This is a genomic window from Nitrospira sp. Ecomares 2.1 (assembly GCF_965152585.1).
The window spans coordinates 3,497,240-3,521,692 of record NZ_OZ224219.1; the positions used below are offsets into that span (position 1 = coordinate 3,497,240).

Here is a 24,453-nt window from a genome sequence, read left to right on the forward strand (position 1 = left end):
GGTATTATCCTGATTGAATGTTTTGAATCAGATGTTCCTCTCACGAATCCTTCCTTCATTCCGGCCTGGAATGTCTTCTCAATTGTTCTACCAATAATGTGGTTTCCCGTAATGTTTATACAGATTAATTTCATAGACTCGTTCGATTGGGGCAGCTGGATCATACTCCGGAGACTGTTCAATTTGGCTCTGGTTGAGGTCCACGACCATCATTCTCTCTGCCCAATTTATGGATTTATTCCACATTGGACTAATTAACACCTTTCTGCCGGCCAACCATTTCGAGGTATCCACGACCAAATACCGTACGGTCCAATTGGCATCATCGATGAGAAAGTTAATAATTTTTCCGATTTCTCCATCCGTCGCCTGGAGGGAAAAATCTTTGAGACCCTTTGCGCTGGTCAATAGTCCGGGAAATACCGAAAGTTCCCTTTCGTCAATAGGGTAATAGGTACTCCATCGATAATAGTTGCAGATTTCACGTTCCTTTCCCCAGGAAATAGGTTTTTCTATTTCAAACTTAGGAGCCTCCTCGACCTGAGCCTTACTGACTAAAGCCCGGAATGACCCAATGTCCTCATGGGGATGCACAAAACTCTGGGTGGAAATCAACACATGGCGGCCCTGAAGCCAGTTCCCGGTGTCAGCCGCCAGATAATGAATTTTCCACGTCTGGTCATTCACATACACATCGGCCACGGAGCCTATAATCCCGTCCGTCCCTTGTAACACGCAATTATTGATTTTATCGAGATCTCGTAACATACCATTCCCCTTTCTTGGTTAGGTCCATTTCCATCCATCTCCGTGCTGTCAACTTTCTCAACCAGCTTGAGAGAGCAGCGTCTTTACGTTCAAATACTTTTCAGACCCCCTTCTCCAAATGTGAATGTGCCGATTAATTGAAGAACCTTTGGGTTTTCCAAATAGGATTGAACAACAGCATGAGGTTCATAATCGCTGAATGTATTTCTCCAATATCACGTGGCCGACATTCAGCCAATGGACAAATCGACCATCCCAAAAAACCAAATGTCTATAGTTCCCTCACCATGCACACGGGGACATGGAGAGCTTTCATTCATCGGCGGTTTTCAACGGTCATAGCGTAACTGCTGAAACCGCCCAACGACCGTCCTATGCTCGGCAGAACCTTTTCCGTCCACCTGCCATGCGAAAAAGACAAGAACCCATATTTCCGCCGTATTTGTCCCTGGCACTTCCGATGAAATAGTGATAATCGTAAAAGAGGAGAGGACTCCCCCTCGTAAGCGGCAGAAACATGACGATCAGGCAAAAATAGCCGAAATTGCCAGCAACCCTTCACTTACGGAGAGGAAAATGCAAATGAGCACAATAAAGAATTTTACAATATCGTCATTCCCAATCTATTCATCGGAACCCATCAGTCCATTTCCGCCACTCTCCGAGAATTCACCTGAAGGCAGAATTTTAATCGTGGAGGACAACCCGGATCATCGGGAAATATTAAAAACGCGATTAACCTCGTTGGGATATGTGTGTCAGGAAACGGATGATGGGCATGAAGGTCTGTGCGCATTGAGCTATTCACGGTTCGATCTTGTGATGTGTGATTATCAGATGCCGGAGATGAACGGCCTTCAATTCATCCATACCGTACGAACGACATCCGGTATTTCCATCATCCCCATCATTTTCATGACGGCGCATTCCGATCCTTTCTTCATCGATCATGCTGTCTCGGTTGGAGCAACCGCCACTCTGGTCAAACCTTTTTCTCTTGAAAATTTAAAAACAGCCCTTGATCGGATTTGGACCATGAAGCGAAACTCATAAATCGGATCAGGCCTCTCGAGGGGCCAGATATCATCACCTGAAGGAACTTCGGCTTCTTCAAGATTGGCTTGAAAAATTTATCCTTTTCATTTTTTTCCTTCCCCCCGTGGTCTTTCTCTCCGTTAAACTATATTTTCATAGGGGGTTATGATAATTTATGCGGGAATTCAGGCCTTAACGCATTCCCAAAAAACCTTGACCGGGGTTGGATTTATCCACATCTTTCATTTTTGTTTAGGCGCGTGATTCTGCCCATGACGGAATTGAATGGCCGGCTCACCTTGGCATTCATGTTGACCTTCGGGGGAGCCTTATTCCAACCTCCTATACCCCTTATGGCCAAGGACCATCCCATACGTGCCGGCTGGGTTGAAGAGGTCATACTCATTCCCGATTCAATTCGTCTTGAAGCCAAATTGGATACCGGAGCAAAGAGCGCCTCCTTGCATGCCGAAAATTTATCCACGTTCTCCAAGGATAATGAACGTTGGGTCAGATTTGACATCACCGCCCAGGACGGAAAACACACAACCCTCGAGCGTAAGGTTCATCGGACCGTCAAAATCAAACAGCATGAACGGGAATCCTCCGAACGCCCCGTCATTCTTTTAGACCTCTGCCTGGGTACACATATTGAACAAACGGAAGTGAATCTGACCGATCGTAGTAACTACAAATATCCCTTATTAATCGGGCGAATGTTTTTGTCAGGGCATTTTATTGTCGATTCCTCCACCACCCATCTTTTAAAACCTGACTGTTCCTCTCAATCCAAAAAGTGAACCGCCTTCATTTCATTTCTCTGATTTTCCTCCTTACTCTTTTGGGCCTTTCTATCTTTCTGTACAAAGTCGTCGTGTTAGGATTCCCACTCAATCCTGAAAGTACATCTGAGGTTTGGAATGTGGAGAGCCGCATCAGCTTTCAAGCAACAGATGGGCCTGTGCAGGTTTCCATGTTTACCCCGAAATCCATCCTCCCGTATATCATCACCACAGAATCCTTCATCGGGCAAGAATATGGTGTCACGGAAAAAGTAGAGGGCCCAAACCGGCTGGTCACCTGGTCGAAACGTCAGGCAGAAGGGGTTCAGATTCTTTACTACCGCGGCATCATTCGCCAAATGAAGAATTGGGAAACGGAATTTCAACAGTTTACCGATGCTCTTCAGCAGCCCCAGGATTCGCAGGGGAACCTCCCCACTCTTGAAGGCGCCTTTCTTCAAGCGGCCATAGCCCTTCTCGCTGAGGTCAAGAAACAAACGGCAGACACCACTTCGTTAACATTGAGCCTGATTCGACGATTTACCAAAATCAATCCGGATTCCTATGAAGCCCTTTTACTCTCTCAACAACCTGCTGAACAAGCCATCGCTCAAATTATCACTTTAAATGGAACCCCCGCCCGTGTGGTTCACGGAATCGAATTAAGCAGGGAGGCTCGAACCGTTAATCTGAAAGAGTGGATTGAAGTCTTTGACGAAGATACGTGGGTACCATTCGACCTTGAGGAGGTCAAAACCGGAATTCCGGACAACTATCTTTCCTGGTGGCGGGGCGATGCACCCTTGTTCCACATTGATGGAGGGAAGGAACTTGAATTTCGTCTTTCCGCCAGCCCTAACCAGGAAAAAGCCATACAAGCTGCGGTTGCCCGTGGCATGGTCATGAATCCGGCCTGGTTGAAATTTTCCCTGTTCAGCCTGCCCGTGGAGAAGCAGATCGTTTATCACATCCTTATTCTCATTCCTGTAGGCGCCTTCCTCCTCGTCCTGCTGAGAAATGTTGTCGGATTAAAAACATTTGGAACGTTCATGCCCATTCTCATTGCGTTGGCATTTAGAGAAACTCAATTGCTTTGGGGAATCACCCTTTTTTCTCTGTTAATCGCGTTAGGCTTAGCGGTTCGATTTTACCTGGAACATTTAAAATTGCTGCTGGTTCCCCGCCTCGCTGCCGTCCTCATTGTCGTGGTATTAATGATGGGGGTGGTCAGTGTCCTCTCTCATCACCTGGGGATTGAAAGAGGACTTTCCGTGGCCTTATTTCCTATGGTTATTGTCACCATGACGATTGAACGCATGTCGATTGTGTGGGATGAACGGGGCCCTGGTGAAGCTCTTCAGCAGGCCACAGGAAGTTTGGCGGTGGCCTCCCTCACCTATTTACTCATGAGTCTTGAAACAATGGATTATGTGTTTTTTACTTTTCCTGAATTACTCCTCATCCTCTTAGCCTGTACAATTGCCTTGGGACGGTACACGGGTTACCGCCTACTTGAAGTCCGCCGGTTTCAAGAGCTGTTGAAATCCTCATAACATGTTCAAGGCATTCCGCAACTTATCCAAACAGGGCATTCTGGGGCTGAACAAACGAAATGCCGTGTATACTCTGGGTTTCAATCAACGTCGGTTTTATCCCTTCGTCGACGATAAAGCCCAGACTAAAACACTCTGCTCCCAAGCCGGCATGGCTGTTCCTGAACTGTACGGAAAAATTGAAATTGAAAGACAAATCCGCGATCTTCCCAAATTATTAAATACCCATACAGAATTTGTGATCAAACCCGCTCATGGAAGCGGAGGCGATGGCATCGTGGTCATCAGAGGGCGGGTTAAGGATAAATATCGAAAAGCCAACGGGATCATCCTCTCATTGGATACACTGCAGCATCATATTTCCAACGTATTAAGTGGCATGTATAGTCTGGGTGGGGCGGCTGATACCGCACTGATTGAATATTGCGTTAATTTTGACCCGATCTTCGAATCTATTAGTTACCAGGGTGTTCCGGATATCCGGATTATTGTTTTTCTGGGCGTGCCTGTTATGTCAATGGTTCGCCTGCCTACCCGGATGTCAGATGGCAAAGCCAATTTGCATCAGGGAGCCTTGGGGGTAGGTGTCAATATGGCGACCGGTACTACCAAGACAGCCGTGCTATTAAATGAAATTGTCAGTGAACATCCTGATACGAATAATTCCGTCACGGGTCTTGTCATTCCTAATTGGAAGGATCTCCTCACATTGGCATCCCAATGTTACGATATTTTTAAGTTAGGGTACCTGGGAGTCGATATTGTTCTCGATAGAGATCAGGGCCCTTTGTTGTTAGAGGTGAACGCCCGCCCTGGGTTAAATATTCAAATTGCCAATTGTTCCGGTCTTCTCCCCCGTCTACACCTGGTAGAACAATCCGCCCGGGCTCTTACCAGCGTCCAGGACCGTATTGAGTTTGCCATTCGGCAATTTCAATCCTGATATTCTCCCCATCAGGCCACATCATGATCTCAATGAGCCAACATTCCTGCCGTCCTCGATTCTTTTAAAGTCGTCTAATATTTCCCAACCTGCATTCAAAGCATTCTCTTGCGAAAACAAATCTTCTTGTTCGCAACCTGGACATTTTATCCACCAATCACAGGTCACTTGTCTTTTGCATTTCCCTATACGGTACGGTCATCATTTTCTATTGCACCTTCGTACAAAATCGTGTGAACGAAAAATATAATTTCTTCCGGTAAAGTGAGAAAACCAATGCCCAACCCATTCAGCGTAATTCGTTTTCAGCAGGTTAAACTTTTCTGTGTTTTATGTATGTTGACCGGTATGGCCATGGGTTGCGAAACCGTTCCGTATACCGATCGATCGCAACTTGTGGTGGTCCCTCAATCACAGGCCGCAGAAATGGGAGAGCAGGCCTTTCAACAAATTCTTTCCGATCCTAAGGTCCAGCAATCTCAATCTGCTGAGGAACAAGAAGCCGTAAATCGTGTGGCGGACAGGATTATTCAAGCCGCCAAAGAATCCAAGTTTGCGGAAGACGCCAAGGCATTCCAGTGGGAAGTGACGGTGATCAAAGATGACCAGACCACAAATGCTTTCGCCCTCCCGGGCGGGAAGATCGCTGTGTATACGGGAATCTTCCCCGTTGCGAAAAACGATGCAGGACTGGCGGCCATTCTCGGACACGAGGTGGTCCATGCCCTCGCACGCCATGGTTCGGAGCGCATGAGCCAGGAAGTACTTTCTCAAGCGGGGCTCTCCGCTGCGGCGTTAGGGCTGGGCGCAAGTGGTGCGGGACCGGTAGTAGGACAAGCCACCATGGCCGCCTTAGGCTTGGGAGCAAAAGTCGGCGTTCTCCTACCCTACAGTCGGACCCATGAATCCGAAGCCGATACCATTGGCATTCTCCTTGCCGCCAAGGCGGGATATGACCCTCAAGAAGCCGTTCGGGTCTGGCAACGAATGCAGGAAGGTAGCCAAGGGACACCCTCCGAATTTTTATCCACCCATCCCAGCCATGAGACAAGGATTACACGTCTTAAAGAGGCGATGCCCGAGGCGTTGGAAATTTATCAAAAGGTTCAGCATGCTCCAGACACTCCCCTTCCCCCAGTCGGAGGCTGAATTCCTTTGCTTTCCAAAACGCCACGGGGAACCAAGACAAACTTGAGCTAGACTTCATCCCTCCCATGAATGTGTGCAGGAGGGTGAGTCGCCTCAACGGCGGTAAAGGTTTCCAGAATATTATAACTGTGGCTCGCGCCCTTGGGGACAACCCAACATTCTCCCGCATTCAGCAAAAGCGTTTGCCCTTCAAGCTGAAGCTCAGCACGTCCCTGGATCACATATCCGATTGTTTCATAATCCCTGGTAGATGATTCGTGTGTGTACCCGACTGGTAATTCCTCCCATAATCGCATTGCCAATCCAACACCTGAGGCTAAATATTTCTGTCCCATGGAACCCTTGGGAGAATGATCCGCCTGTACTTTTTTAACACTGGTATCTGCCATAGATGTCCATGCCTCCTCTGTTGATGTGTTTCTTCATTAAAAGATTACATGCTTGAATTCATCCCACCAACTCTATAAAACCCTGGCTGATCTCTGGTAATCCATGCCGGAACCAATCGAAATCTTGGTTAATTATTATCCTGCAGGAATGGCTTTAGAGTAACCACGGAAGAAGATTGTGGATTCGGGAAGGAATGGGTCAATCCGTGATAATTCAGAAGAAAATTGACGCTACCCCAACTATTGAAGAGGAGGTGTGATTCGAAAAAAAAAGAACCCGCCGGACGGCGGGTTCTTTCTGAGCAGCATTCATCCAATGTCAAATTTGTCTTCAGAATGTTCATTCCTTTTATTTAACCCCAGTAAGGATTGTACCCATAATATTCATGGATACTCTGGCCCCAGGTCACATCAGCCATATCAGGCCAATTGTCCTTGTCAAATCCAGGGGCTTGTTCCAACTTTTCTTTTGGTACGTTTAAGAGAAACACTTTTTCTTCCTGCACCACACTCAAGGCTTCCCATGGAATCGCAAAGAGCTTATCACCCATCCCTAAAAATCCTCCGAATGAAAGGACGGCATACGCAATCCGGCCTTCCGACAGATCAATCATTAAATCTTTAATTTCTCCGAGGTCTTCTCTATCCATATTCTGCACTGTGTCACCGGTGATGGAACTGGATGAAAGCACCTGTCGAATTTTGGTAGTCATACGGACCTCCTTGCAAATCGTTAAATGAATAATATGGAACCGTTTCATTCGGTATAGCATGGCGTCCCATCGGGTCGAACTGTGATAAACCCTTGGGAAACCGCTAGGGTTTTCAACAGTTGCTCCGGGCACAAAAACATTTATTGTGACGAACATGACCATCATCATATTTTTCAACCCCAACCCCTAGGGAGGTACAAACCATGAAGTTGCGAAGTCACATGGTCAAAACAATTTTTCTCGCCGGCATTCCACTGCTGACATTCCCGTTGTTGGCAGAATCCGGCATGTCTCGGGAGGACCGTTCACAACGCGGGGACCGGGGACATTCGAACGCCATCGAACAAATCATTAAGGGCGAAATTTCCAAAAAGAATGGTGAGAAAATCACCTTGCGTACTAGCGATGGAGAACGAATTACCTTCCGGATCACTGATCAAACGAATCAGCTTTGTCCTCAAGGAACTCAAACATCACAATCGTCTTCCATGAGTGGAGAGTCCATAACAGACCAACATTCCGCAATGGACCAAGGGAGTTCCACCGGAAAGTCTTCCGCGCAAAGCACTTCCGGGCAAAATCAAATGGCCCAAAATTCTCCCGGAGGGGACTCCTCTACGTCCTCTCAATCCTCGAGTGGTAGTCTCTTGGAAAATCCGAGTGGACGGACTTCCGGTCAAAGTTCTCCAGGTATGCCCAGTAATTCACAGCCCTCCCAACAACAGGGCTTTAGGTTTGGCGAATGTAATTTCCAAAAAGGGGAGTTTGTCAAAGCCAAATTAGGTGAAAACAATACAGCCACATTTGTGCGGTCCATGGGGGATAGTGAGGACTACTATGGAACAGGTGGAGTGGAAGGGGAATACTTTGTTCTTCCAGCCGGGCAATTAGGCGGATTGGATATCTCGGATAAAGATGCCCATTACTCGGTTAAGTCGACTGATGGCAAGGAAATCGGAAGTGTCTACAGGGTGATGACAAATAATAATGGAGATATTGCCTATGCCATCATCAGGAAACCGGACGGACAGTTAATTTCGGTCCCCTGGCAGGCATTGGAGGGAGCAGGCAATAAATCCTTCAAAATGAAAGTCACCCAGAATCAATTAGGGAATCTTCCCATTCTGGATGAAGGTGAAAATGTGGGTTCCCATGTCCAAAAGCACTGGAACCTGACCGAACAGGAAAGGAAAAATCTGGTCAAGTGGAATGAACGGCAGGATGAAAAAAACCAGGTTCGGGATCGGTACTACGAAGATACGCCCACTTTTCACAACAATCGGGAAGGGTATGATCGATATGATCAGAACCGTTCTCGCATGAGCCGTTCGGGAGATGATCGGCAAAGGCACTATCAAGATCAGAATGCTGAAGACTATCAGACCAAACGGAACAATTTCAGCCCTACCGAATTTCCGCCACATGATCGAGCCTTTCAATATGAAGGGGCTGATCAGCAGAATTCAACTACCCGAAATCGACAAGGATCATATTCGGATGATTATCGGGATCGCGGAAATGAACAGTATTCTCGCAGCGAGGGAAGAAATTACAATAATTCGGGCGATCGGGAATACAGGAACCAATCCCGTTCAAACAGGCCGAACTATGATGATCTCCAAGGTGATAGGCAAAGGTCCATGTATTCCCAGAATCGCGAAGGAAATTACAGAGATATGGAGCAGTTGTCTGACCGGTACAACACGACAGCCCCGCGGAGGGATTATGATTCCCAACGGCAGAACGACGATCAGTATCAATCCAGGAGATCCAATATGAAGGAATATGATGATCGCCCGGAAGGATACCGTCCATAAATTGGAAAGAGACCTCTGAGCTTCACACTAGGATCCAGAGGCCAAAACCTTCAACATTTAACCCTTACAGTCTGAGCCGTTTAATTAATAATAACCACTATTCAAAGGAGAAGTGACATGACAAAACTTTTAACCGTCATGGGTATGTCCGCGTTCCTCGTGTTTTCCGGTGTTTCCGTGTTTGCAGGTCAGGTCGGGATGAACGACCAACAGCGTCAAGCTGGAGATTCCCCAAGCATGCAGGGCGAGCAAAATCAGGGGACGATTGAGTCAAAAAGTCAGTCGAACCGGAATACTGAACCTACGGAGGATCAGCAAAGAGAAGCCCGCCCGGGTGGTGTAGGTGAAGAAGGTTCAACCTTTGGCAGCCCTAGCACCTTTCCCCCAGGCGACACCTCACAAGGATATACGGGTGAAGATAAAAAGGCAGAAGAAAGGGAAAAACGTCAACAAGGTATGTGATGAGATTGATATGAGGAGCTTCATGACATACAAGCATCACTAGGGCCAGGGAATGCCATCTAGTGAGGGGTAGGAGCCGATCGGACGAAGGGGAGATCGTCCGATCGGCCGACACCCGTTGTTGACAGAGTTTTTTATCTCCGTTTGAATCACATCGACATTTTAATCATTTCTTGTGAACATCTCTATTATCCTCTGGGAACCTACACATCAAGCCCTTTATGGGCCTGACCCCATTCGATGTGTATATCGTCATCTTCTTTCCACGATATCACCGGGCATTCATTCATAGAGTGCAACCAGGACATATCCTCCAGATAAATGTCTGAAATTACGATGGCAGAAGAATCCTCCGAGGCGAAAACAACAAGAGCGGCCAAATGCTCAAAAGGAGTCGTATTACCGAAGAGGATCCGCGGTGGCAAAAGCAAACCAACTTAACACGTCAATTTCACCACCAACCATCTGGGGGCTCAAGCCTTTTGAAATAGAACAATTCTTGCGGAATCCTGTGGCGCCCTCAAGCGGGCCGGACTGGGGCATTAATCCTTGATAATCGGAAGGTTAGCCTTTTTCCAAGCGCTCATTCCTCCAATCACATTGACGATGTTTGGATAGCCATGATGTTGAAGGTAACTTGCCGCAACCGACGAGCGGTATCCGCTTCCACAGATGACCGCAACCTGTAGATTTTTTCTGATTTCCTGAACACTTTGCGGGAGTTCGCTGCCCGTCACAAATCGGGCATTCTTGATGTGACCGGCAGCCCACTCCCCCGGCTGGCGAACGTCCAATACCTCCAGATCGGAATCTTTCTCTAGGTGAGCCTGAAGATCCCACACGGACCACTGTGTTAACTGATGGAGGGGTTTCGCTGCCGTTCGCCATGCGAACATCCCGCCAGCCAGCCAACCTGCCGGTGTAGGATATCCGATTCGAAGAAGCTGCCAGGACACTTCCCAAAGGTCTGCGGGATTATCCAAAACAAGTAAGACCCGGGTATCCGCCGGGATGACCGTACCCGCCCATGTCGCAAACGATGATCCCAATCCAACGTTTAGCGCACCGGGAATGTGAGTGGTAAACCCTTCCGCTTGGCGGCAATCGACGACAAGGCACCCTTCTTCCTGTTGTCGGCAAAACTGGTCCGGTGTGAGTGCAGGCGGTTCGGGCATGGTTCCAAGAAGAGGGGGGCCTTCGGTATTCATTTTCCGCATCCTGGGCCAATAGGGCGGTACACCGGGAAGATGCTTTAAATCCAGGCAGTGTTTGACGAAATGGTCTTTGTTGGACAGATCGGCCAGAAGAGGATTCATCCGGCGTTCGTACCCGATCGTCGTGGATAACCTGCTTCCAATATTCCCCCCACACAGAGAGCCACTCACATGCGTGGGGTAGACTTCCACATAGTCCGGAAGCGGCAGAATTTTTTCTTGGAGCATTTTGCACATGACCTCCGCGTGATGAGCCGCTTCATCCGTTCCACCCAAAAGATCGGGTCTGGCCACATCCCCAACCAACAAGGCTCCCCCGGAGAGGAGCAGAACGGGTTCTTTACCCCGCGAGCGGTCCGTCACCAGAACGCTGATGTGTTCGGGTGTATGTCCCGGAGTATGCAGAATTTGAAGGTCTATTTCTCCAATTGTTAACCGCTCTCCATCGGCCATGGGACGCGCGTCATATCCGAGCTTGGCATGTTGGCCCGCTAGGCATTGGAGAGGAATGCGTTCGGCCAATTCACGAATTCCCGTCACATAATCGTTGTGCTGATGGGTCTCCAGGGCATACGCAATCTTCATTCCCTGTGTGCGGGATTCTTTGAGATAGGGTTCCACGTCCCGCTGTATATCCACCACGAAGGCTTCTCCGGTTTCTTCCGAACCGAGAAGATAGGAGGCGTGCCCCAGACTTTCCACATGAAATTGTTTAATGATCATGAGTTGTGGATGATGAATTTCCGAAATTGCTGAAACTGCTCTGACACATGTTCAGGAGGAGGAGTGATTTCCGGCCGCCTCAAATGCTCGAGTCACCTGCAGAGCGTCCGCCCCATTGACTTCGGCCTTTAATTCGGCCACGTCCCGATAATCTCCCCGCAATGCCTTTAACGCATGACGCTCCTGTTGAATCTCATGTGCGGTCCGTATTCCCATTCGCCGGAACAGGGGAACCGGCGGACACCAGCCTTGTATGGCATGTTGCAGAAGAAAACCGGCTACGGCGGCAGGAAATATAAACCATCGGCGATCAATAAAAGCTCCCAATGCCAGGCCCATCAGGGAAAATGAGGCAGCATTGGCTTCCAGTATTCTTTCGATATCCCATTCCACCTCTAGCTCCCTTAACCGTCGATCGATGGCCGAAGGCCCGGCTGAGGCATACAACAGAACATTATTTTTTGTGCGGTTGTAGATTTCCTCATTGATGTCAGCGTCGGTATTTTCCTCAACTCGTGTGGTCGTTGGTGAAGTCATCATCCATGGCCTCCATTCTGTTCTGAGGTACGACGCGCTCCAATGCAATGGGGCGCCGTTCTGTGTAATTCAGAAGATAAGCAAGGACAAAAGGATCAACAACTAACAAAAACCCTGGCATCCGTTGAAACTACAGGGTTTCTGCTAGTAGTCAATTCAGGCCGCGTGGCCCACACTTGGATTAACACCCCACTCATTTTTGTGTGTTATGAAAAACCATCCCATACCAGAAGAAGAGGCTGAGAAAGAGCTGGACAGCATTTTTCATGAGATTAAACAGGTCTTTCGTGTTTCCGGAGTCAATCTCAACTTTCGCACATGGGCCGCCTATCCAACGTTTTTCCCTGTCTTATGGGAGTCTATTCGACCGGTCGCTGAAACCCGTGTATTCGAAGATTCATCCGATCAACTCCGGGCGTTAGCTGCCCGCCTTGCTGAGAAACTTCCCAGGTTGGAGGTGGCCTCGTCCGTCAGGTTGGGGGAAAGCCAGGTTTTTCACATACAGGCCGCTCTCGAACTTTACCATTACATCAATCCCAAGCTCCTGCTCATCACGTCCGCGGTGGAATACGCTTGCCATCATCCCACTATGACCGCTTTCCAATCCCGCCAACAGGATCATGAGCTGATTACGCGAGGAATTCCCCGTCACATGTACCCCATGGAAATGATCGAGGAAACTCCGGACAATGCCACTCTCCGAAAAACATTTCGGGATTTACAACGAACATTGGGTTTAACCAGGATTAACAGCGATTACCGGACGTTGGCATTATGGCCGGAATATTTTCTTTCAGTCTGGCATCGCCTAAAATCTGTGATACATCAACCTCGATACATGGAAGCCGCGGTGGCCTTACAGGAAGCGGCTCAACAGATGGCGGGCGAGGTCATTCCTCGACTAACCTTGTCTGAGGACCAGTTGATGATTCTGGGAAGGAAACGACAGAGCTTCCTAGAGACAACCTCCGATTTTACCCACCTTTTGCCACCTTTGATTTTAAATATCGTGCTGATGTCTCTGGATTGGCGATCTCGTGAGGATTTGGAAATGTCGCCCTTTCCGGTTGGCGTACCCTCACCCATAATGAAGTCACCAACATGACCTGGCGGGAATTTCAGCGGCTTCAACTCGTTAGCCGGCTTAACGACCGGTTTCTCAGTTATGTGGAGGCGGGAACTGGTCCCCCTGTTATCCTCATCCATGGGATCCCTGTCTGGGGTTATTTGTGGCACGGGATCTTTTCCGAGTTGGCGCGAACCCGTCGCGTCCTGGTCCCGGATTTGCCCGGATTCGGTTTTAGTGATAAAGCCGATTGCTTTGATCGCTCCATCGCCTGCCAGGCCCATATGATTGCCTCCTGGATGACACAATTAGGAAACCCTCGTGCCACGATCATCGGGCATGATATCGGGGGCGGTGTCGCGTTGAGGTTGGCGACCCTGTTCCCCGACCGGGTTCAAACGCTTATCGTCATGAACACGGTCTGTTATGACTCCTGGCCAATTGAATTGATGCTCCAGTTTGGACATCCTGAAGCTCACAGGAAATTATCAGCCTCGCTTGCGGTTCGATTGCTTCGACAGGCCTTAAAGGGCGGATTTGCCTCCTCCGTTAACCGGGAAGTATTGGATGGATTATTGGCACCCTACACCACCGAGACGGGGAAACTGTCACTCATACGGAATGCAGCCGCATTGAATACCAATCTCACGACGGAAATCACCCATCTCCTCTCGAGAATCAGGATTCCAACACTGGTCGTATGGGGTCAGAACGATCGTTTTCAACCTATTCATTATGGAGAAAGGCTCGTGAAGGATATTCAGGGTTCGAGATTGATTCGTGTGAAAGACGCAAGGCACTTTGTTATGTTGGACCAACCGGAGATCGTGACAAGACATCTGTTGGAATTTTTCGAGCGAACGGATGAAATGTCGTTCAAAGATACGAGGTTGTAGGCAACCTAACCCGGATACACAGCGCCCAAGGGGTCTCCAGATTAAGAAAACGATTTACAAATAAAGCCTGATCCGTTAAGGGCAATGGCAGTCGTAGTGCCCCTCCGTAGCACCACTCTCGAGTGGGCCTCACAAAATTGACGTTACCGCATCAGGCCGCCGCCGTCTTGATAACAAACCCTTAGCAACCTCATGTATTTTGAAAATGGTTTATTTCTCCCCTCGGGCGTTCTCCTCAAATTCCTCTGGCGTCAGTTCTTCCAGTTTTTCGTCGGTCATGGGCTGACGAGTGGTAGGATCCACAGCCATCTCCGGATCCACCACCGGCGGAGTGACCACTGCTTCCGGGTTGGTAGGAACATCCGGCTTTATGACCATCTCAGCATCATTGTTTGGTGGGATGACAGGTTGGGGCTTCTGAAGGTCCTTCTTCTCTCCAAATTGGTTCGGTTGATGTGATTGAGCTTCATCCGCCGAAATCTGAAGTTGCTGGGCACTTGATTCTGGTAGACCCTGGGGGAATCCTTGTGCATTCAATAAGAGGGTTATGCTGAACCCCAGCATCACGACTCCCATCTCAATCCTTGTTCGACTCATCTTCTCACCTCTTTCTCCTGGGATTTTATTCTTGGATTTCTCTTGGAATTATCCCCTGGAACGAGAAGCAAAAACATCTGGCAAGAACCCTTGAATCGCGAATTTCCAAATATTGTTCGGCCATATGCGTCAGGGAGAAAAAACAAGGAAGCAAGGGTTTTCTCCAGGCGCATTTTCTCCAATTTTCTTTACAATCAGGAAATCAGAAAACACAGATGATACTCACGAAAGTTTTTTACAAGGGAAACATACCATGCCCCCACTCATGACCTTTAAAGGAATTCTCGGAATGATCATAGCGTTTGGCCTGGCAGGGGGAGGGATGATGTTCGTACTTAATGAATCAGTCCCGACAGGTCCGGGGGGGAAGTCGGCAACGGTTACCGAATTGTTAAAGGATCAGAATCCCGGCCAAATATCCTATATATCCTTTCCGATCACGGAAACCTTTCCAAAACAACTAGCATCGCATCGGAAATCTATTCCTTTTCCAGGTGAGAGGTACAGCCACCCCTAGCCGCAGAGGCGATTTACCTTCCTTTATCGTAATGGTTAGCCCTTTTAATAAGAGGAGGAAAGAAGATTGCACGGTTTTTGGCTCGTGACCATTCCATTACCTTATAAATCAAGAAGATGACATCACCAAATCACCATCAGTTTTTAGAAACTCTTACAAAAAGGAAATTAATCATTATGAACACAAGACGCAGAACCAGTGGCACGCTCGGAATGGCATTAGCCTTTGCTCTCATCGGAGGAGGCATGTCCTTAGCCCTCAGTGAATCAGGAGGATCGACTCATCCATCTAATGAACTTCTTCTCAACGCCAATACTCTTATTGGCAACACCGTCATTGACAAGGCAGGCAAGGAACTTGGCACGGTCAAAGATTTACTGATTGACCAAAAGACCGGCCAGATATCTTATATTGTGCTCTCCTATGGAGGCACATTCGGGGGAACGTTGGGCATCGGGTCAGAAAATTATTCCATCCCCTGGGCGGAGGTCAAGCTCACCAAACAAGATGATAAAATGATGGTTCAGGTCGCCGAAGCGCCGATTGGCGAAAAGGCGCCGGCTAAAAACCACCCATCAGTCCACAATCAACAAGCAGCCGGCATTCATACCAGGGACTTCAACCCGGCCACTGTCGAAACAGTCGATGGAACGGTGGAAAACGTGAATAATGACCTGTTTGAATCAGGAGTCGCCACAACCGATAGTCTTATCGTGCTGGATGTGAAAACCTCATCCGGAACCGAGCGTGTGCGGGTTGCACCAGATAATTACCTCAAAGCTCAGGGGGTAGAGGTTACGGAAGGCGATAAAGTCGATGTGACCGGTTCACGCATCATGAAAGAAGGGGAAAGTGTGATTGTCGCATCAAAAATTGTGCTGAAAAGAAACGGAAAAGTCCTGACCGTGCGGAAGATTGACGGCTCTCCCGCATGGAATATGGATGGGAGTGTCCATACGAAGAGTAAAACTGGACACGACTAATTATCTCCGTATTGTCTGTAAGCGGGAAAAAGCCTCCGTGCTTTTTCCCGCTTCGAGTTCCTCCCGCCTCATTCCTTTTTCAGAACCTTCCCTACTCCAACTTTTTTTATTTGAGGGTATCGGATCCCGGTCATATCGACCCGGAAAATTCCCGACAAGGGTTTTCCACAGTTTTGCTAAAAAGCAGACCCTGATATAAAAACCAATAATTTTTTTCTTAAGATCTTAAGAGAATGGAATCACATCATGGCACCAAAAAAAACATCGACAAAAAAGAGATCACGCACACAAACAAAGCCCTCAAACCCTATCCGGTACGCGGTTGTAGGATTAGGATATATCGCTCAGGTGGCCGTGCTCCCGGCCTTCGCGCATGCGAAAAAGAACTCGGAATTAGCGGCATTCATCTCCGATGACCAAAAAAAATTGAAGCAATTGGGGAAACAATATGGCATTCGCGGGCTCTATTCCTATGACCAATATGAAGAATGCCTGGAACGGGAAAAAATTGATGCCGTGTATATCGCTCTTCCGAATCATTTGCATTGCGAATATACCACTCGAGCTGCGAAAGCTGGGGTTCATGTCTTATGTGAAAAACCCATGGCCACCTCGGTCAAGGAATGTGAAACCATGATTCGCACGGCAGACCATCATGGTATCAAATTGATGGTGGCCTATCGGCTTCATTTTGAGGAGGCCAATCTACGCGCAATCCAAATCGTTCAATCCGGGAAAATCGGCAATCCCCGGTACTTTCAATCGGCATTTAGTCTCCCGGTCAAAGACAAAAATAATATCCGCCTACGGGAAGAGACCGGTGGAGGAACGCTTTGGGATATCGGCATTTATTGTTTAAATGCCGCCCGGTATCTTTTTCAAGCGGAACCTCTTAGCGTGTACGCCACCAACGCCGGACAGGGAATCGGTAAATTCGAGGAAGTTGAAGAAATGTGCGCGGTGACACTCCGGTTTCCCGAAGATCGGTTGGCTTCCTTCATCTGTAGTTTCGGAGCCGCCGACGTTTCCGAGTTTCGGATCGTGGGTACAAAGGGACAACTCAGGGTGACATCAGCCTACGAGTATGTTGAGCCCATTACGCATTACCTGACCATTAACGGGAAGGAGAAAAAGCAAACCTTTTCCAAACGCGATCAATTTGCTCCCCAACTGCTCAAATTTTCGGACTGCATTTTGAACAGGACGATTCCCGAACCGGCAGGCGATGAAGGCCTTCATGATGTTCGAATTATCGATGCTCTTTATCGTTCAGCCCAAAAAGGCCAGCCGGTCTCTCTTAAAGAATTAAACCGGAAACGCCGTCCAACAATGCGGCAAAATCTCCGCCGTCCGCCGGTTAAAAAACCCCAACTCGTTCACGCTCAGAGTCCGTCGGGATCGTAATGAGGGGCTGATGGGCATGCAATCTTTTCATTCACCTTTAAAAGGTAACCAAAGGGAAGGAATTTTCTCATGAATGAACCGATGAACATCAGTGATTCCCAGGGGTCACATCTATCTGGAAATATTAACCCATCCTTGCCTTCCTATCTTCTTGAGGCTGCATTGGATAGGGAATGGGAACAGCGCCACCGGCAAGGACAGGTCGGAAAAGCTCCACGCACGCCAGCAGAAAAAGAGATAGGGTCATGACTCAACCGATGGGTGCCACGCGATGGGCAATCCCGGAAGGGTATATTCCGGCGAACAGTACCGGTCCAGAACCTCAAATGACGAGTCATGAAACAGCCTGTCTCCTGAACATATCCAACAAGCCCGCGCATGTAAAAATCACCATTTTTTATTCAGATCGGGAACCGATAGGGCCTTATAACATTACTGTCCCCGCTCAACGAACGAGACATGTCCGGTTTAACGATTTAGAAGACCCGGAACCCATTCCCAGGGATACGGATTTCGCAAGCCTGATTGAGTCCGATGTGCCAATTGTGGTGCAACATACCAGGTTGGACTCCCGCCAGGCCGAAAATGCCCTCCTCTCTACCATCGCCTATACGGACAATACCTAAGACCTGGAAACCCCCATCCCCAATCCCGTCTGGTTCAACCTTGAACAAACACGAGAGGAACTCAGAATATGACGAAAACCGCCGCAGATGTGTTGGTCGAGAAGCTTCACAATTGGGGGGTCGAAATAATTTTCGGTATGCCCGGAGATGGTATTAATGGAATTATGGAAGCCCTTCGCCAACGACAAGACCATATCCGGTTTTTCCAGGTGCGTCACGAGGAAGCCGCAGCCTTGATGGCATGTGGATATGCCAAATACACGGGAAAGCTAGGTGTGTGTTTGGCCACGTCCGGTCCAGGGGGGCTTCATCTGTTGAACGGATTGTATGATGCGAAAATGGAAAAACAACCGGTTCTTGCCATCACCGGCCATCACTTTCACGACCTGATTGATACCCATGCCCAGCAGGATGTCAATCTCACCAGAGCCTTTGAGGATGTCACAGTCTATAACACCCGGGTGATGAGCGCGACACATCTTGAAAATGTCGTGGATCTCGCATGTCGGACCGCCTTGGGCTATCGTGGCGTGGCTCATATTAATTTCCCGGTGGATCTTCAGGAATCAAAAGCCGACAAAGGTTATTCCCAACGAAACATTCCCCATCATTCGATGGAAGTATTTTCCCGTAGCGCCCGCCTCCCCAATGAATCAGACCTGTATGAAGCCGCAGAAGTGCTGAATGTCGGAAAACGGATTGCCATTATGGCCGGAGCGGGAGCACTTGAAGCGACAGATGAGTTAGAACAATTAGCGGAAATTCTTGGAGCCCCGATTATTAAACCGTTGCTAGGCAAAGCTTCGGTGCCTGATGACAGTCCTTATACGACAGGCGGGATTGGCTTGCTGGGCACCGCACCCTCCCAGGAGGCCCTGGAGGATTGTGATACGCTCTTCCTCATCGGCACGTCCTTCCCCTATTTGGAATTTTATCCAAAACCAGGACAGGCACGTGCGGTCCAGATCGACCTGGACCCGGCAAGAATCGGGTTGCGATACCCTGTGGAAGTCGGCCTGGTCGGCGACTGTCGAAAGACACTCCAACAATTACTTCCGATGTTACATCACAATAAACACCGGAAATTTTTGGAACGCGCACAGACCAATATGAAAAAATGGCGGGAATTAATGGAAGCCCGAGGAACCAGGAAGGACAAACCCATGAAGCCACAAGTGGTCGCCTGGGAACTGGGCAAACGGCTGTCGGACCACGCGATTGTTTCCTGTGATTCAGGAACCATTACGACCTGGTGGGCCAGACAAATACCCGCCAAACGCGGACAGAAACATACGGTCTCGGGAACACTCGCTTCAATGGGCTGCGGGCTGCCCTATGCCATCGCCGCTCAAATCGCCTTTCCGGATCGGCAATGCATTGCGTTTGTGGGTGATGGAGGTTTCTCCATGCTCATGGCTGAGTTCGCCACCTGTGTCAAATACCGATTACCCGTGAAAGTAGTTGTCATCAAAAATAATACCCTCGGCCAGATTAAATGGGAACAGATGGTGTTTCTAGGAAACCCTGAATATGGTTGCGAGCTGCAGCCGATCGATTTTGCCCTCATCGCTCAAGCGTGCGGAGGCACAGGGTTGACTATAGATGATCCGGCGGATTGCGGCTCCATCATCGACCAGGCCATGCAAACTCCTGGTCCGGTATTAGTGCAAGCCATTGTGGACCCATTCGAGCCTCCAATGCCCGCCAACATTACCACGAGTCAGGCCCTGAAATTTGCCGAATCGTTGGCAAGAGGCGAACCGAATCGTTTGAAAATTGCCATGACGGCCTTATCAGATCGAGTACGGGAACTTGTGTAACAAATTGATGGAGAAATTCGTAGCCTGGTGAAAGGAATGCTAGCGACACTCCCGAAATAGGGAGGTCCATTATCTTGTTTCTCTCTCCTTTCTTCTCTGCGCCATGAATTCCTACACAAATGAAAAGTGTTTAGGGAGATGGGCAAAAGAGTGTAACTATGGTGATAAACTTTTGAAGATTTCATATTCAAGAATTCAAATTTCTATGTAGGGGTTGGGTGTTTCCTATTTTGGAAAATGCAGAGATGAACTGGATGAATAAGAATATTGTAGACACCAAAACCAATCTCTCCAGGCGGGCGATGGCGGCGGCCATTTCTCTTGCGCACAAATACGTTAAAAGGAAAAGACAGAAACTGGTTGATTGCGGATACGACGTTTGATGGAATGATGGCCGGGAAGAAAAACCATGGCGGAAATCTTTTTCTAAAGTCGGTCCCTTGCCTGCCAGAAAAGGAGGTACTCATGCTCACCATCGGCTTCATTTTACTCATCATCGCAGGACTTTGTGCCTTAATCGGATTTGGAGTCTTTACAACCCCTATTTTAGGACCGGCGCGCGTGGCCTTTTATTTTTTGTTGATTCTGTCCCTGGCGACGATTTTCTATGGAGTGGTTCAAACAGAAGTGCATGTCGATCCACAGGTCCCGACTCAAGTACGGGACTGACCGTATCGGAAGAGAAAAAAGAAGGGGAAGATCCTCATTCTGATCCCCAGAAAATCAGATGCGTGAAATTTTTTCGCTTGGTGTTAAAGTAGCTTTGACCAGAACACCACCACACTATTCCCTCCCAGTTTGGGCCCGTGCCGGTCCCGGTATATCCCAAAGTTATAACTATAATTGATCTCTATTTGTGAACCCCATGGAGCCCCACTGACAATTCCCCCTCCCACGGCGGGCAGCATATCTACCTGGTTGCGAATAGAGCCATCCCCGTTAAAACGGGCTCGTTCAATCGCAGACCAGGTACCTCGTATATACGGATACAAGAAAAACAACGCCTCATACCGGTAGGTGAGGTTCGCAATCGCGTACTTGCGAGGGAACAGTTCGTTGAAGGCCACTCCTGGGATGAGAGGACGTGACAGTGCCTCCCACTCGTAGCCCGTAGGACGGCCCGGCAACCGGAAGGTGGAAAATCGGTCAAGGTTTTTCCCGATTCCACCATACATCGTGACAACCAACCTGTGCCGTTCTGTCGGGACAAACGGGACCTTGCCCGCCAAGGCGGCATAGAAGCTGGCCAGCATAAATGTGGGGTCATCATGGTTATCGGGGGTTTCAAACTCCGGATCTCCCCACTGACGCCATTGGGAGCGATGTCCATAAATGGCATCACCTCCGAAAGCCACACCGTGATGAAGCAACTCCATGAGATTTCGTTCAAATTTATCTACCCGGAGCCGGGCATGGACACGCCCTTCGTAGGTATTCTGAGGAACGGTGAAATTTTGGGATGTTTTTGAACTGCGGTCGAACCACCGGTAACCCGGCTCATACGTCAAAGAAACTTCAACCACATTATCCTGAAACCCGGGAGAAACTGACGTGCGATACCCGAAACCCATTCCGGCAAAGAAATAATTCCATTGCAGGTCCACATCCTTGATAGCCTGTCCTTCTACATACTCGTATCGGCCGAATGGAATGATCACATTTTCAAAGGTCATGGCGGCAAACCATGGGCTGGTCGATGACAGACCATGCTGGTACTGAATGTCATTGAAAACGCCTGAAATTGTCCCCCGAAACCGCCGGTTTTCCTCCTCCCAATTGTGCCAAATAAACAACGCTCCAAATGGGAGGAGCTCCAATCTTTTGGGTCCGTCCGGAATCCAATTCATCCCCATATTGATCGCCGTCACATGCCGGCGATCCCGTGGAGGGACATGAATTTCCTGTCCAAAAATTTCCGTCTGATGAGGTTGTCCTGCAAGCGGCGTGTCGGTATCTTCCCCCGAAGCGATCCGAGGGGAAATCACCATCAGGCATATCGCCAAGGCCAACATCCAATTATGGATAGGCATGTGGCGGCTGCGTTCGTCCGTGTGTGCTCCCCTGGATACATCTCCGTGAGCGTGGATCGGAATCGAGCCAGCGGTGGACAGGTCAATCATAGGAAAATCAGAAGTTCTAAGGAGGAGTCGGAAGGGATTTTTGTGACACAACTTTGGAGAAGACATACGTCAGCATAATTGTTAAAAAGGCCCCGATGACCGCCACGGTCATATCCTTTTGTGCATCCCATTCGTCTCCCTGAGTACCTAGATAGGCCTCCCCCAATTCTGGACGAACGAGGAGAGCAACCCAGGATTCGATAATTTCGAAGAATCCACTGAGGGCCAATATTCCGCTAATGGGGAGATAATACGCCCAGAATCCACGCACGTTGACCCTGCGAAGAAATAGCTCCCTTAAAGGATAGGCGAGGAGCAGTCCGAATGAAAAATGCGCGATCCGGTCAAAATGGTTGCGCTCTAATCCCCACCACTCCTGCATCCAATATCCAAGAGGAACTTTTGAATAGGTATAATGGGCTCCGATCGCATGGAGGGTCATAAACACCGTGAGAAAAATATAGGAAAGATCCGATAAGGGAAACCATCGATACGTCGTGACAAGCACAATGACCAATCCAATCGCCAATATATTTTCGAGAAACCAATCATGGCGGTCGATCGGTTCTATGGCGAGAAATATCCAAAGCACCGCATACCAGGCCATTAACCCGTGAAGGAGAATCCGGTCCTTAAACGGCCTCTGATTATTGACGCTTGTCGCAGTGGTCAATTGCATGCGGAAGTTCCACCGGCCTTTCCCGGGTTATGGTCAAACGGGTTCCCGTTAGTTTCTGCGCACCAGCCATGATCACCAGAGAGGCTAATGCTCCATATAATGTCGCGGCCATATCCTTCTGGGCATCCCAGATATCTCCCTGTGCGCCCAGATAGGCCAGACCTAATTCGGGGTGGGCGATTCTGGTCACCCATGATTCGAGAATTTCCCACATACCGCCCAGCCCCACCAGGGTGATCAGGACCATGCCGGAGCGGAGCCATGCAGCCATACCGGAAATCCGGGAGAAAAGTTCATGCAAAGGCAGGGCAAATAGTAAGCCGAAACAAAAATGGACGATGCGATCGAAATGGTTTCTGGGCAATTCAAAGGACTCTTCCAGCCAAAGTCCGAACGGCACCTGAGCATAGGTGTAGTGTGATCCAATCGTATGCAAGGTGAGAAACACCGTGAGGAGAACATATGAAGCACTTGAAAATGGCCATCGGCGATGTGTCATGGTTAACACACCGACGAAGAGAAGCGGGAGGATATTTGCAAAGGCCCAACTTTGAGGGTCAAAGGGAGCCAATCCCATGAGCACGAAAAACCCCAAATACCAGACCAATAATCCGTACCCCACTAGATGCCTCAATTCAACTCTCCCTCAGAGCGTTCGGAATGAGCCATTACACGGGTGATATATAAATTGGCAACTATGAATCCCTGTAAAACAAGTCAACGGGAAAAATTTCGTACATGGACTGAGGCTTGAACCCATTGATGAGTACCTGGCGTGACAAAGCCGGTTCGCCATTCTTTCCTTTGATGCATCCCTTCCGACGGACTCAGGTGAGAGACAGCCTCAGCCTCCCCATCTCACTGGCAGGTCAAACCCCGTTCACCTAACGGGTTGGCTCGGCAGTCGGAGGACTGGAAGAGGACCCTTCCGCTTTCGCAGGGGTGCCTTTCATGAACCTATTGCATCCACTATTGCCGGAGACCAACAATCGATAGGGTTGTAGGTTTTCATCAATACACAGTCCCATTGTCGCATCTTCGATATTTGCAGATGGTTCAATTTGCCACCATTGGCACCTCTTACATAATCCCCAATTATCCGCCATCGTCTTCCTCCATTCCGTTTATAGATGTTCGTCTCCGAGGCAAATCGATGTCCTTTCTCCTAGACCTTCTGTTCCTTGACTTCCTTGAATTCTTCCCCCAACTGGTCGGCCTGTTCCTGTGACAGGATACCCCGAGCGTTCTTAAAAATTTCGCCTTCTTCCTCCTGAATATGATGTTGCACATCTTCTTTCAGTTTACTGACTCTCTTCCCCCAATTCTCATCCTGGGGATCCATAGCCTCGATCTCATTCAGCAACGTGGTGACTTTTTCGTGCTCCTTGTTGGCATGGTCGATTTTTTGTTTGGTCTCCTCATTTTTTTGAAGGGGAGTATAGAAGACTTGCTCTTCCGCTTCGCTATGCGCCTCCAAGGCATCCTTAAGTTTGAGAAACAGTTTTTCCCGTGAATTACTGTTCTTCCCCGCGGCTTCGATTTGGCTGAAGAGTTGCTTAGCTTCTTGATGATCTTCCTTGAGCGCCTGATAAATATCCATTAAACCCTCCCTGTTGAATGATAAGTCCTTTTATGGACCATAAATATGATGTTCCGTAGT

26 protein-coding genes are annotated in these 24,453 nt (G+C 48.7%); 15 read left to right on the plus strand and 11 right to left on the minus strand.

Annotation, left to right across the window (positions count from 1 at the left end):
- Positions 1 to 87 precede the first annotated feature (87 nt).
- Positions 88 to 768 carry a PRC-barrel domain-containing protein gene (locus tag ACWHYD_RS15435; protein ID WP_447962918.1) on the minus strand — a complete coding sequence of 227 codons (681 nt, stop codon included), beginning with the start codon at positions 766 to 768 and terminating at the stop codon, positions 88 to 90.
- Positions 769 to 1,350: 582 nt separating this feature from the next.
- On the opposite strand from ACWHYD_RS15435, the gene ACWHYD_RS15440 reads away from it, so the two are divergent.
- The 5 genes from ACWHYD_RS15440 (at position 1,351) to ACWHYD_RS15460 (ending at position 6,230) form a co-directional block, all read left to right on the plus strand.
- The gene (locus ACWHYD_RS15440) at positions 1,351 to 1,821 is read left to right on the plus strand and encodes a response regulator (protein ID WP_447962919.1); all 471 of its coding nucleotides are present in this window, start codon (positions 1,351 to 1,353) and stop codon (positions 1,819 to 1,821) included.
- Between the two features lie 254 nt (positions 1,822 to 2,075).
- Positions 2,076 to 2,603, plus strand: coding sequence for an ATP-dependent zinc protease family protein (locus ACWHYD_RS15445; RefSeq protein WP_447962920.1), 528 nt, complete (start codon positions 2,076 to 2,078; stop codon positions 2,601 to 2,603).
- Between the two features lie 74 nt (positions 2,604 to 2,677).
- Positions 2,678 to 4,138 carry a UUP1 family membrane protein gene (locus ACWHYD_RS15450; RefSeq protein ID WP_447962921.1) on the plus strand — a complete coding sequence of 487 codons (1,461 nt, stop codon included), beginning with the start codon at positions 2,678 to 2,680 and terminating at the stop codon, positions 4,136 to 4,138.
- A 1-nt stretch (position 4,139) separates the two neighbouring features.
- A complete protein-coding gene (locus ACWHYD_RS15455) occupies positions 4,140 to 5,081 on the plus strand; it encodes an alpha-L-glutamate ligase-like protein (protein ID WP_447962922.1) in 942 nt (313 codons plus the stop codon).
- 276 nt (positions 5,082 to 5,357) lie between these two features.
- The gene (locus ACWHYD_RS15460; protein ID WP_447962923.1) at positions 5,358 to 6,230 is read left to right on the plus strand and encodes a M48 family metallopeptidase; all 873 of its coding nucleotides are present in this window, start codon (positions 5,358 to 5,360) and stop codon (positions 6,228 to 6,230) included.
- Between the two features lie 47 nt (positions 6,231 to 6,277).
- On the opposite strand, the gene ACWHYD_RS15465 is transcribed toward ACWHYD_RS15460, so the two are convergent.
- A complete protein-coding gene (locus ACWHYD_RS15465; protein WP_447962924.1) occupies positions 6,278 to 6,619 on the minus strand; it encodes a cupin domain-containing protein in 342 nt (113 codons plus the stop codon).
- Between the two features lie 353 nt (positions 6,620 to 6,972).
- Positions 6,973 to 7,332, minus strand: a complete 360-nt coding sequence (locus ACWHYD_RS15470; protein ID WP_447962925.1) for a PRC-barrel domain-containing protein — start codon at positions 7,330 to 7,332, stop codon at positions 6,973 to 6,975.
- Positions 7,333 to 7,535: 203 nt separating this feature from the next.
- Here ACWHYD_RS15470 and ACWHYD_RS15475 point away from each other — a divergent pair, with 203 nt between their 5' ends.
- The gene (locus tag ACWHYD_RS15475; protein WP_447962926.1) at positions 7,536 to 9,149 is read left to right on the plus strand and encodes a hypothetical protein; all 1,614 of its coding nucleotides are present in this window, start codon (positions 7,536 to 7,538) and stop codon (positions 9,147 to 9,149) included.
- A gap of 117 nt (positions 9,150 to 9,266) precedes the next feature.
- Positions 9,267 to 9,611, plus strand: coding sequence for a hypothetical protein (locus ACWHYD_RS15480; RefSeq protein WP_447962927.1), 345 nt, complete (start codon positions 9,267 to 9,269; stop codon positions 9,609 to 9,611).
- A gap of 542 nt (positions 9,612 to 10,153) precedes the next feature.
- Here the strand turns inward: ACWHYD_RS15480 and ACWHYD_RS15485 are convergent.
- Positions 10,154 to 11,548: an MBL fold metallo-hydrolase gene (locus tag ACWHYD_RS15485; RefSeq protein ID WP_447962928.1), complete on the minus strand. Its 1,395-nt coding sequence runs from the start codon at positions 11,546 to 11,548 to the stop codon at positions 10,154 to 10,156.
- A gap of 51 nt (positions 11,549 to 11,599) precedes the next feature.
- A complete protein-coding gene (locus ACWHYD_RS15490) occupies positions 11,600 to 12,085 on the minus strand; it encodes a hypothetical protein (RefSeq protein WP_447965885.1) in 486 nt (161 codons plus the stop codon).
- A gap of 208 nt (positions 12,086 to 12,293) precedes the next feature.
- Between ACWHYD_RS15490 and ACWHYD_RS15495 the strand changes: the two genes are divergently transcribed.
- Together ACWHYD_RS15495 and ACWHYD_RS15500 are read left to right on the plus strand one after the other, a co-directional pair.
- Positions 12,294 to 13,190, plus strand: a complete 897-nt coding sequence (locus tag ACWHYD_RS15495; RefSeq protein WP_447962929.1) for a halocarboxylic acid dehydrogenase DehI family protein — start codon at positions 12,294 to 12,296, stop codon at positions 13,188 to 13,190.
- Positions 13,187 to 14,047 carry an alpha/beta fold hydrolase gene (locus tag ACWHYD_RS15500; RefSeq protein ID WP_447962930.1) on the plus strand — a complete coding sequence of 287 codons (861 nt, stop codon included), beginning with the start codon at positions 13,187 to 13,189 and terminating at the stop codon, positions 14,045 to 14,047. Before ACWHYD_RS15495 ends, ACWHYD_RS15500 begins: the two co-directional genes overlap by 4 nt.
- A 210-nt stretch (positions 14,048 to 14,257) precedes the next feature.
- On the opposite strand, the gene ACWHYD_RS15505 is transcribed toward ACWHYD_RS15500, so the two are convergent.
- Complete coding sequence (locus ACWHYD_RS15505) at positions 14,258 to 14,644, minus strand: hypothetical protein (RefSeq protein WP_447962931.1); 387 nt, start codon at positions 14,642 to 14,644, stop codon at positions 14,258 to 14,260.
- 693 nt (positions 14,645 to 15,337) lie between these two features.
- Here ACWHYD_RS15505 and ACWHYD_RS15510 point away from each other — a divergent pair.
- From ACWHYD_RS15510 to ACWHYD_RS15535, 6 genes are all read left to right on the plus strand, one after another.
- On the plus strand, positions 15,338 to 16,144 hold the full coding sequence (locus ACWHYD_RS15510; RefSeq protein ID WP_447962932.1) for a PRC-barrel domain-containing protein: 807 nt from the start codon (positions 15,338 to 15,340) through the stop codon (positions 16,142 to 16,144).
- A gap of 246 nt (positions 16,145 to 16,390) precedes the next feature.
- Positions 16,391 to 17,548 (plus strand): Gfo/Idh/MocA family protein, encoded by a 1,158-nt coding sequence (locus ACWHYD_RS15515; RefSeq protein WP_447962933.1) that lies wholly within the window; start codon positions 16,391 to 16,393, stop codon positions 17,546 to 17,548.
- Positions 17,549 to 17,617: 69 nt separating this feature from the next.
- Positions 17,618 to 17,797: a hypothetical protein gene (locus tag ACWHYD_RS15520; protein ID WP_447962934.1), complete on the plus strand. Its 180-nt coding sequence runs from the start codon at positions 17,618 to 17,620 to the stop codon at positions 17,795 to 17,797.
- Positions 17,794 to 18,174: a sensory rhodopsin transducer gene (locus ACWHYD_RS15525; protein WP_447962935.1), complete on the plus strand. Its 381-nt coding sequence runs from the start codon at positions 17,794 to 17,796 to the stop codon at positions 18,172 to 18,174. The genes ACWHYD_RS15520 and ACWHYD_RS15525 overlap by 4 nt, the downstream gene beginning before the upstream one ends.
- A gap of 68 nt (positions 18,175 to 18,242) precedes the next feature.
- Complete coding sequence (locus ACWHYD_RS15530) at positions 18,243 to 19,994, plus strand: thiamine pyrophosphate-dependent enzyme (protein ID WP_447962936.1); 1,752 nt, start codon at positions 18,243 to 18,245, stop codon at positions 19,992 to 19,994.
- A 465-nt stretch (positions 19,995 to 20,459) separates the two neighbouring features.
- Positions 20,460 to 20,663 (plus strand): hypothetical protein, encoded by a 204-nt coding sequence (locus ACWHYD_RS15535; RefSeq protein WP_447962937.1) that lies wholly within the window; start codon positions 20,460 to 20,462, stop codon positions 20,661 to 20,663.
- An 83-nt stretch (positions 20,664 to 20,746) separates the two neighbouring features.
- On the opposite strand, the gene ACWHYD_RS15540 is transcribed toward ACWHYD_RS15535, so the two are convergent.
- From ACWHYD_RS15540 to ACWHYD_RS15560, 5 genes are all read right to left on the minus strand, one after another.
- Positions 20,747 to 22,114, minus strand: a complete 1,368-nt coding sequence (locus ACWHYD_RS15540) for a hypothetical protein (protein WP_447962938.1) — start codon at positions 22,112 to 22,114, stop codon at positions 20,747 to 20,749.
- A 16-nt stretch (positions 22,115 to 22,130) separates the two neighbouring features.
- Entirely contained in the window at positions 22,131 to 22,793 is a 663-nt protein-coding gene (locus ACWHYD_RS15545) for a DUF2238 domain-containing protein (RefSeq protein WP_447962939.1), read from the minus strand.
- The gene (locus ACWHYD_RS15550; RefSeq protein ID WP_447962940.1) at positions 22,762 to 23,427 is read right to left on the minus strand and encodes a DUF2238 domain-containing protein; all 666 of its coding nucleotides are present in this window, start codon (positions 23,425 to 23,427) and stop codon (positions 22,762 to 22,764) included. The genes ACWHYD_RS15545 and ACWHYD_RS15550 overlap by 32 nt, the downstream gene beginning before the upstream one ends.
- Before the next feature lie 250 nt (positions 23,428 to 23,677).
- The gene (locus tag ACWHYD_RS15555; RefSeq protein ID WP_447962941.1) at positions 23,678 to 23,899 is read right to left on the minus strand and encodes a hypothetical protein; all 222 of its coding nucleotides are present in this window, start codon (positions 23,897 to 23,899) and stop codon (positions 23,678 to 23,680) included.
- Positions 23,900 to 23,958: 59 nt separating this feature from the next.
- Positions 23,959 to 24,393, minus strand: a complete 435-nt coding sequence (locus ACWHYD_RS15560; RefSeq protein WP_447962942.1) for a hemerythrin domain-containing protein — start codon at positions 24,391 to 24,393, stop codon at positions 23,959 to 23,961.
- Positions 24,394 to 24,453: the final 60 nt, after the last annotated feature.

Bases quoted from the DNA above. Each gene is read 5' to 3' on its own strand.
- ACWHYD_RS15435 (WP_447962918.1), bottom strand. From the start codon at position 768: ATGTTACGAGATCTCGATAAAATCAATAATTGCGTGTTACAAGGGACG.
- ACWHYD_RS15440 (WP_447962919.1), top strand. From the start codon at position 1,351: ATGAGCACAATAAAGAATTTTACAATATCGTCATTCCCAATCTATTCA.
- ACWHYD_RS15445 (WP_447962920.1), top strand. From the start codon at position 2,076: ATGACGGAATTGAATGGCCGGCTCACCTTGGCATTCATGTTGACCTTC.
- ACWHYD_RS15455 (WP_447962922.1), top strand. From the start codon at position 4,140: ATGTTCAAGGCATTCCGCAACTTATCCAAACAGGGCATTCTGGGGCTG.
- ACWHYD_RS15460 (WP_447962923.1), top strand. From the start codon at position 5,358: ATGCCCAACCCATTCAGCGTAATTCGTTTTCAGCAGGTTAAACTTTTC.
- ACWHYD_RS15465 (WP_447962924.1), bottom strand. From the start codon at position 6,619: ATGGCAGATACCAGTGTTAAAAAAGTACAGGCGGATCATTCTCCCAAG.
- ACWHYD_RS15470 (WP_447962925.1), bottom strand. From the start codon at position 7,332: ATGACTACCAAAATTCGACAGGTGCTTTCATCCAGTTCCATCACCGGT.
- ACWHYD_RS15475 (WP_447962926.1), top strand. From the start codon at position 7,536: ATGAAGTTGCGAAGTCACATGGTCAAAACAATTTTTCTCGCCGGCATT.
- ACWHYD_RS15480 (WP_447962927.1), top strand. From the start codon at position 9,267: ATGACAAAACTTTTAACCGTCATGGGTATGTCCGCGTTCCTCGTGTTT.
- ACWHYD_RS15485 (WP_447962928.1), bottom strand. From the start codon at position 11,548: ATGATCATTAAACAATTTCATGTGGAAAGTCTGGGGCACGCCTCCTAT.
- ACWHYD_RS15490 (WP_447965885.1), bottom strand. From the start codon at position 12,085: ATGACTTCACCAACGACCACACGAGTTGAGGAAAATACCGACGCTGAC.
- ACWHYD_RS15495 (WP_447962929.1), top strand. From the start codon at position 12,294: ATGAAAAACCATCCCATACCAGAAGAAGAGGCTGAGAAAGAGCTGGAC.
- ACWHYD_RS15500 (WP_447962930.1), top strand. From the start codon at position 13,187: ATGACCTGGCGGGAATTTCAGCGGCTTCAACTCGTTAGCCGGCTTAAC.
- ACWHYD_RS15505 (WP_447962931.1), bottom strand. From the start codon at position 14,644: ATGAGTCGAACAAGGATTGAGATGGGAGTCGTGATGCTGGGGTTCAGC.
- ACWHYD_RS15510 (WP_447962932.1), top strand. From the start codon at position 15,338: ATGAACACAAGACGCAGAACCAGTGGCACGCTCGGAATGGCATTAGCC.
- ACWHYD_RS15515 (WP_447962933.1), top strand. From the start codon at position 16,391: ATGGCACCAAAAAAAACATCGACAAAAAAGAGATCACGCACACAAACA.
- ACWHYD_RS15520 (WP_447962934.1), top strand. From the start codon at position 17,618: ATGAATGAACCGATGAACATCAGTGATTCCCAGGGGTCACATCTATCT.
- ACWHYD_RS15525 (WP_447962935.1), top strand. From the start codon at position 17,794: ATGACTCAACCGATGGGTGCCACGCGATGGGCAATCCCGGAAGGGTAT.
- ACWHYD_RS15530 (WP_447962936.1), top strand. From the start codon at position 18,243: ATGACGAAAACCGCCGCAGATGTGTTGGTCGAGAAGCTTCACAATTGG.
- ACWHYD_RS15535 (WP_447962937.1), top strand. From the start codon at position 20,460: ATGCTCACCATCGGCTTCATTTTACTCATCATCGCAGGACTTTGTGCC.
- ACWHYD_RS15540 (WP_447962938.1), bottom strand. From the start codon at position 22,114: ATGATTGACCTGTCCACCGCTGGCTCGATTCCGATCCACGCTCACGGA.
- ACWHYD_RS15545 (WP_447962939.1), bottom strand. From the start codon at position 22,793: ATGCAATTGACCACTGCGACAAGCGTCAATAATCAGAGGCCGTTTAAG.
- ACWHYD_RS15555 (WP_447962941.1), bottom strand. From the start codon at position 23,899: ATGGCGGATAATTGGGGATTATGTAAGAGGTGCCAATGGTGGCAAATT.
- ACWHYD_RS15560 (WP_447962942.1), bottom strand. From the start codon at position 24,393: ATGGATATTTATCAGGCGCTCAAGGAAGATCATCAAGAAGCTAAGCAA.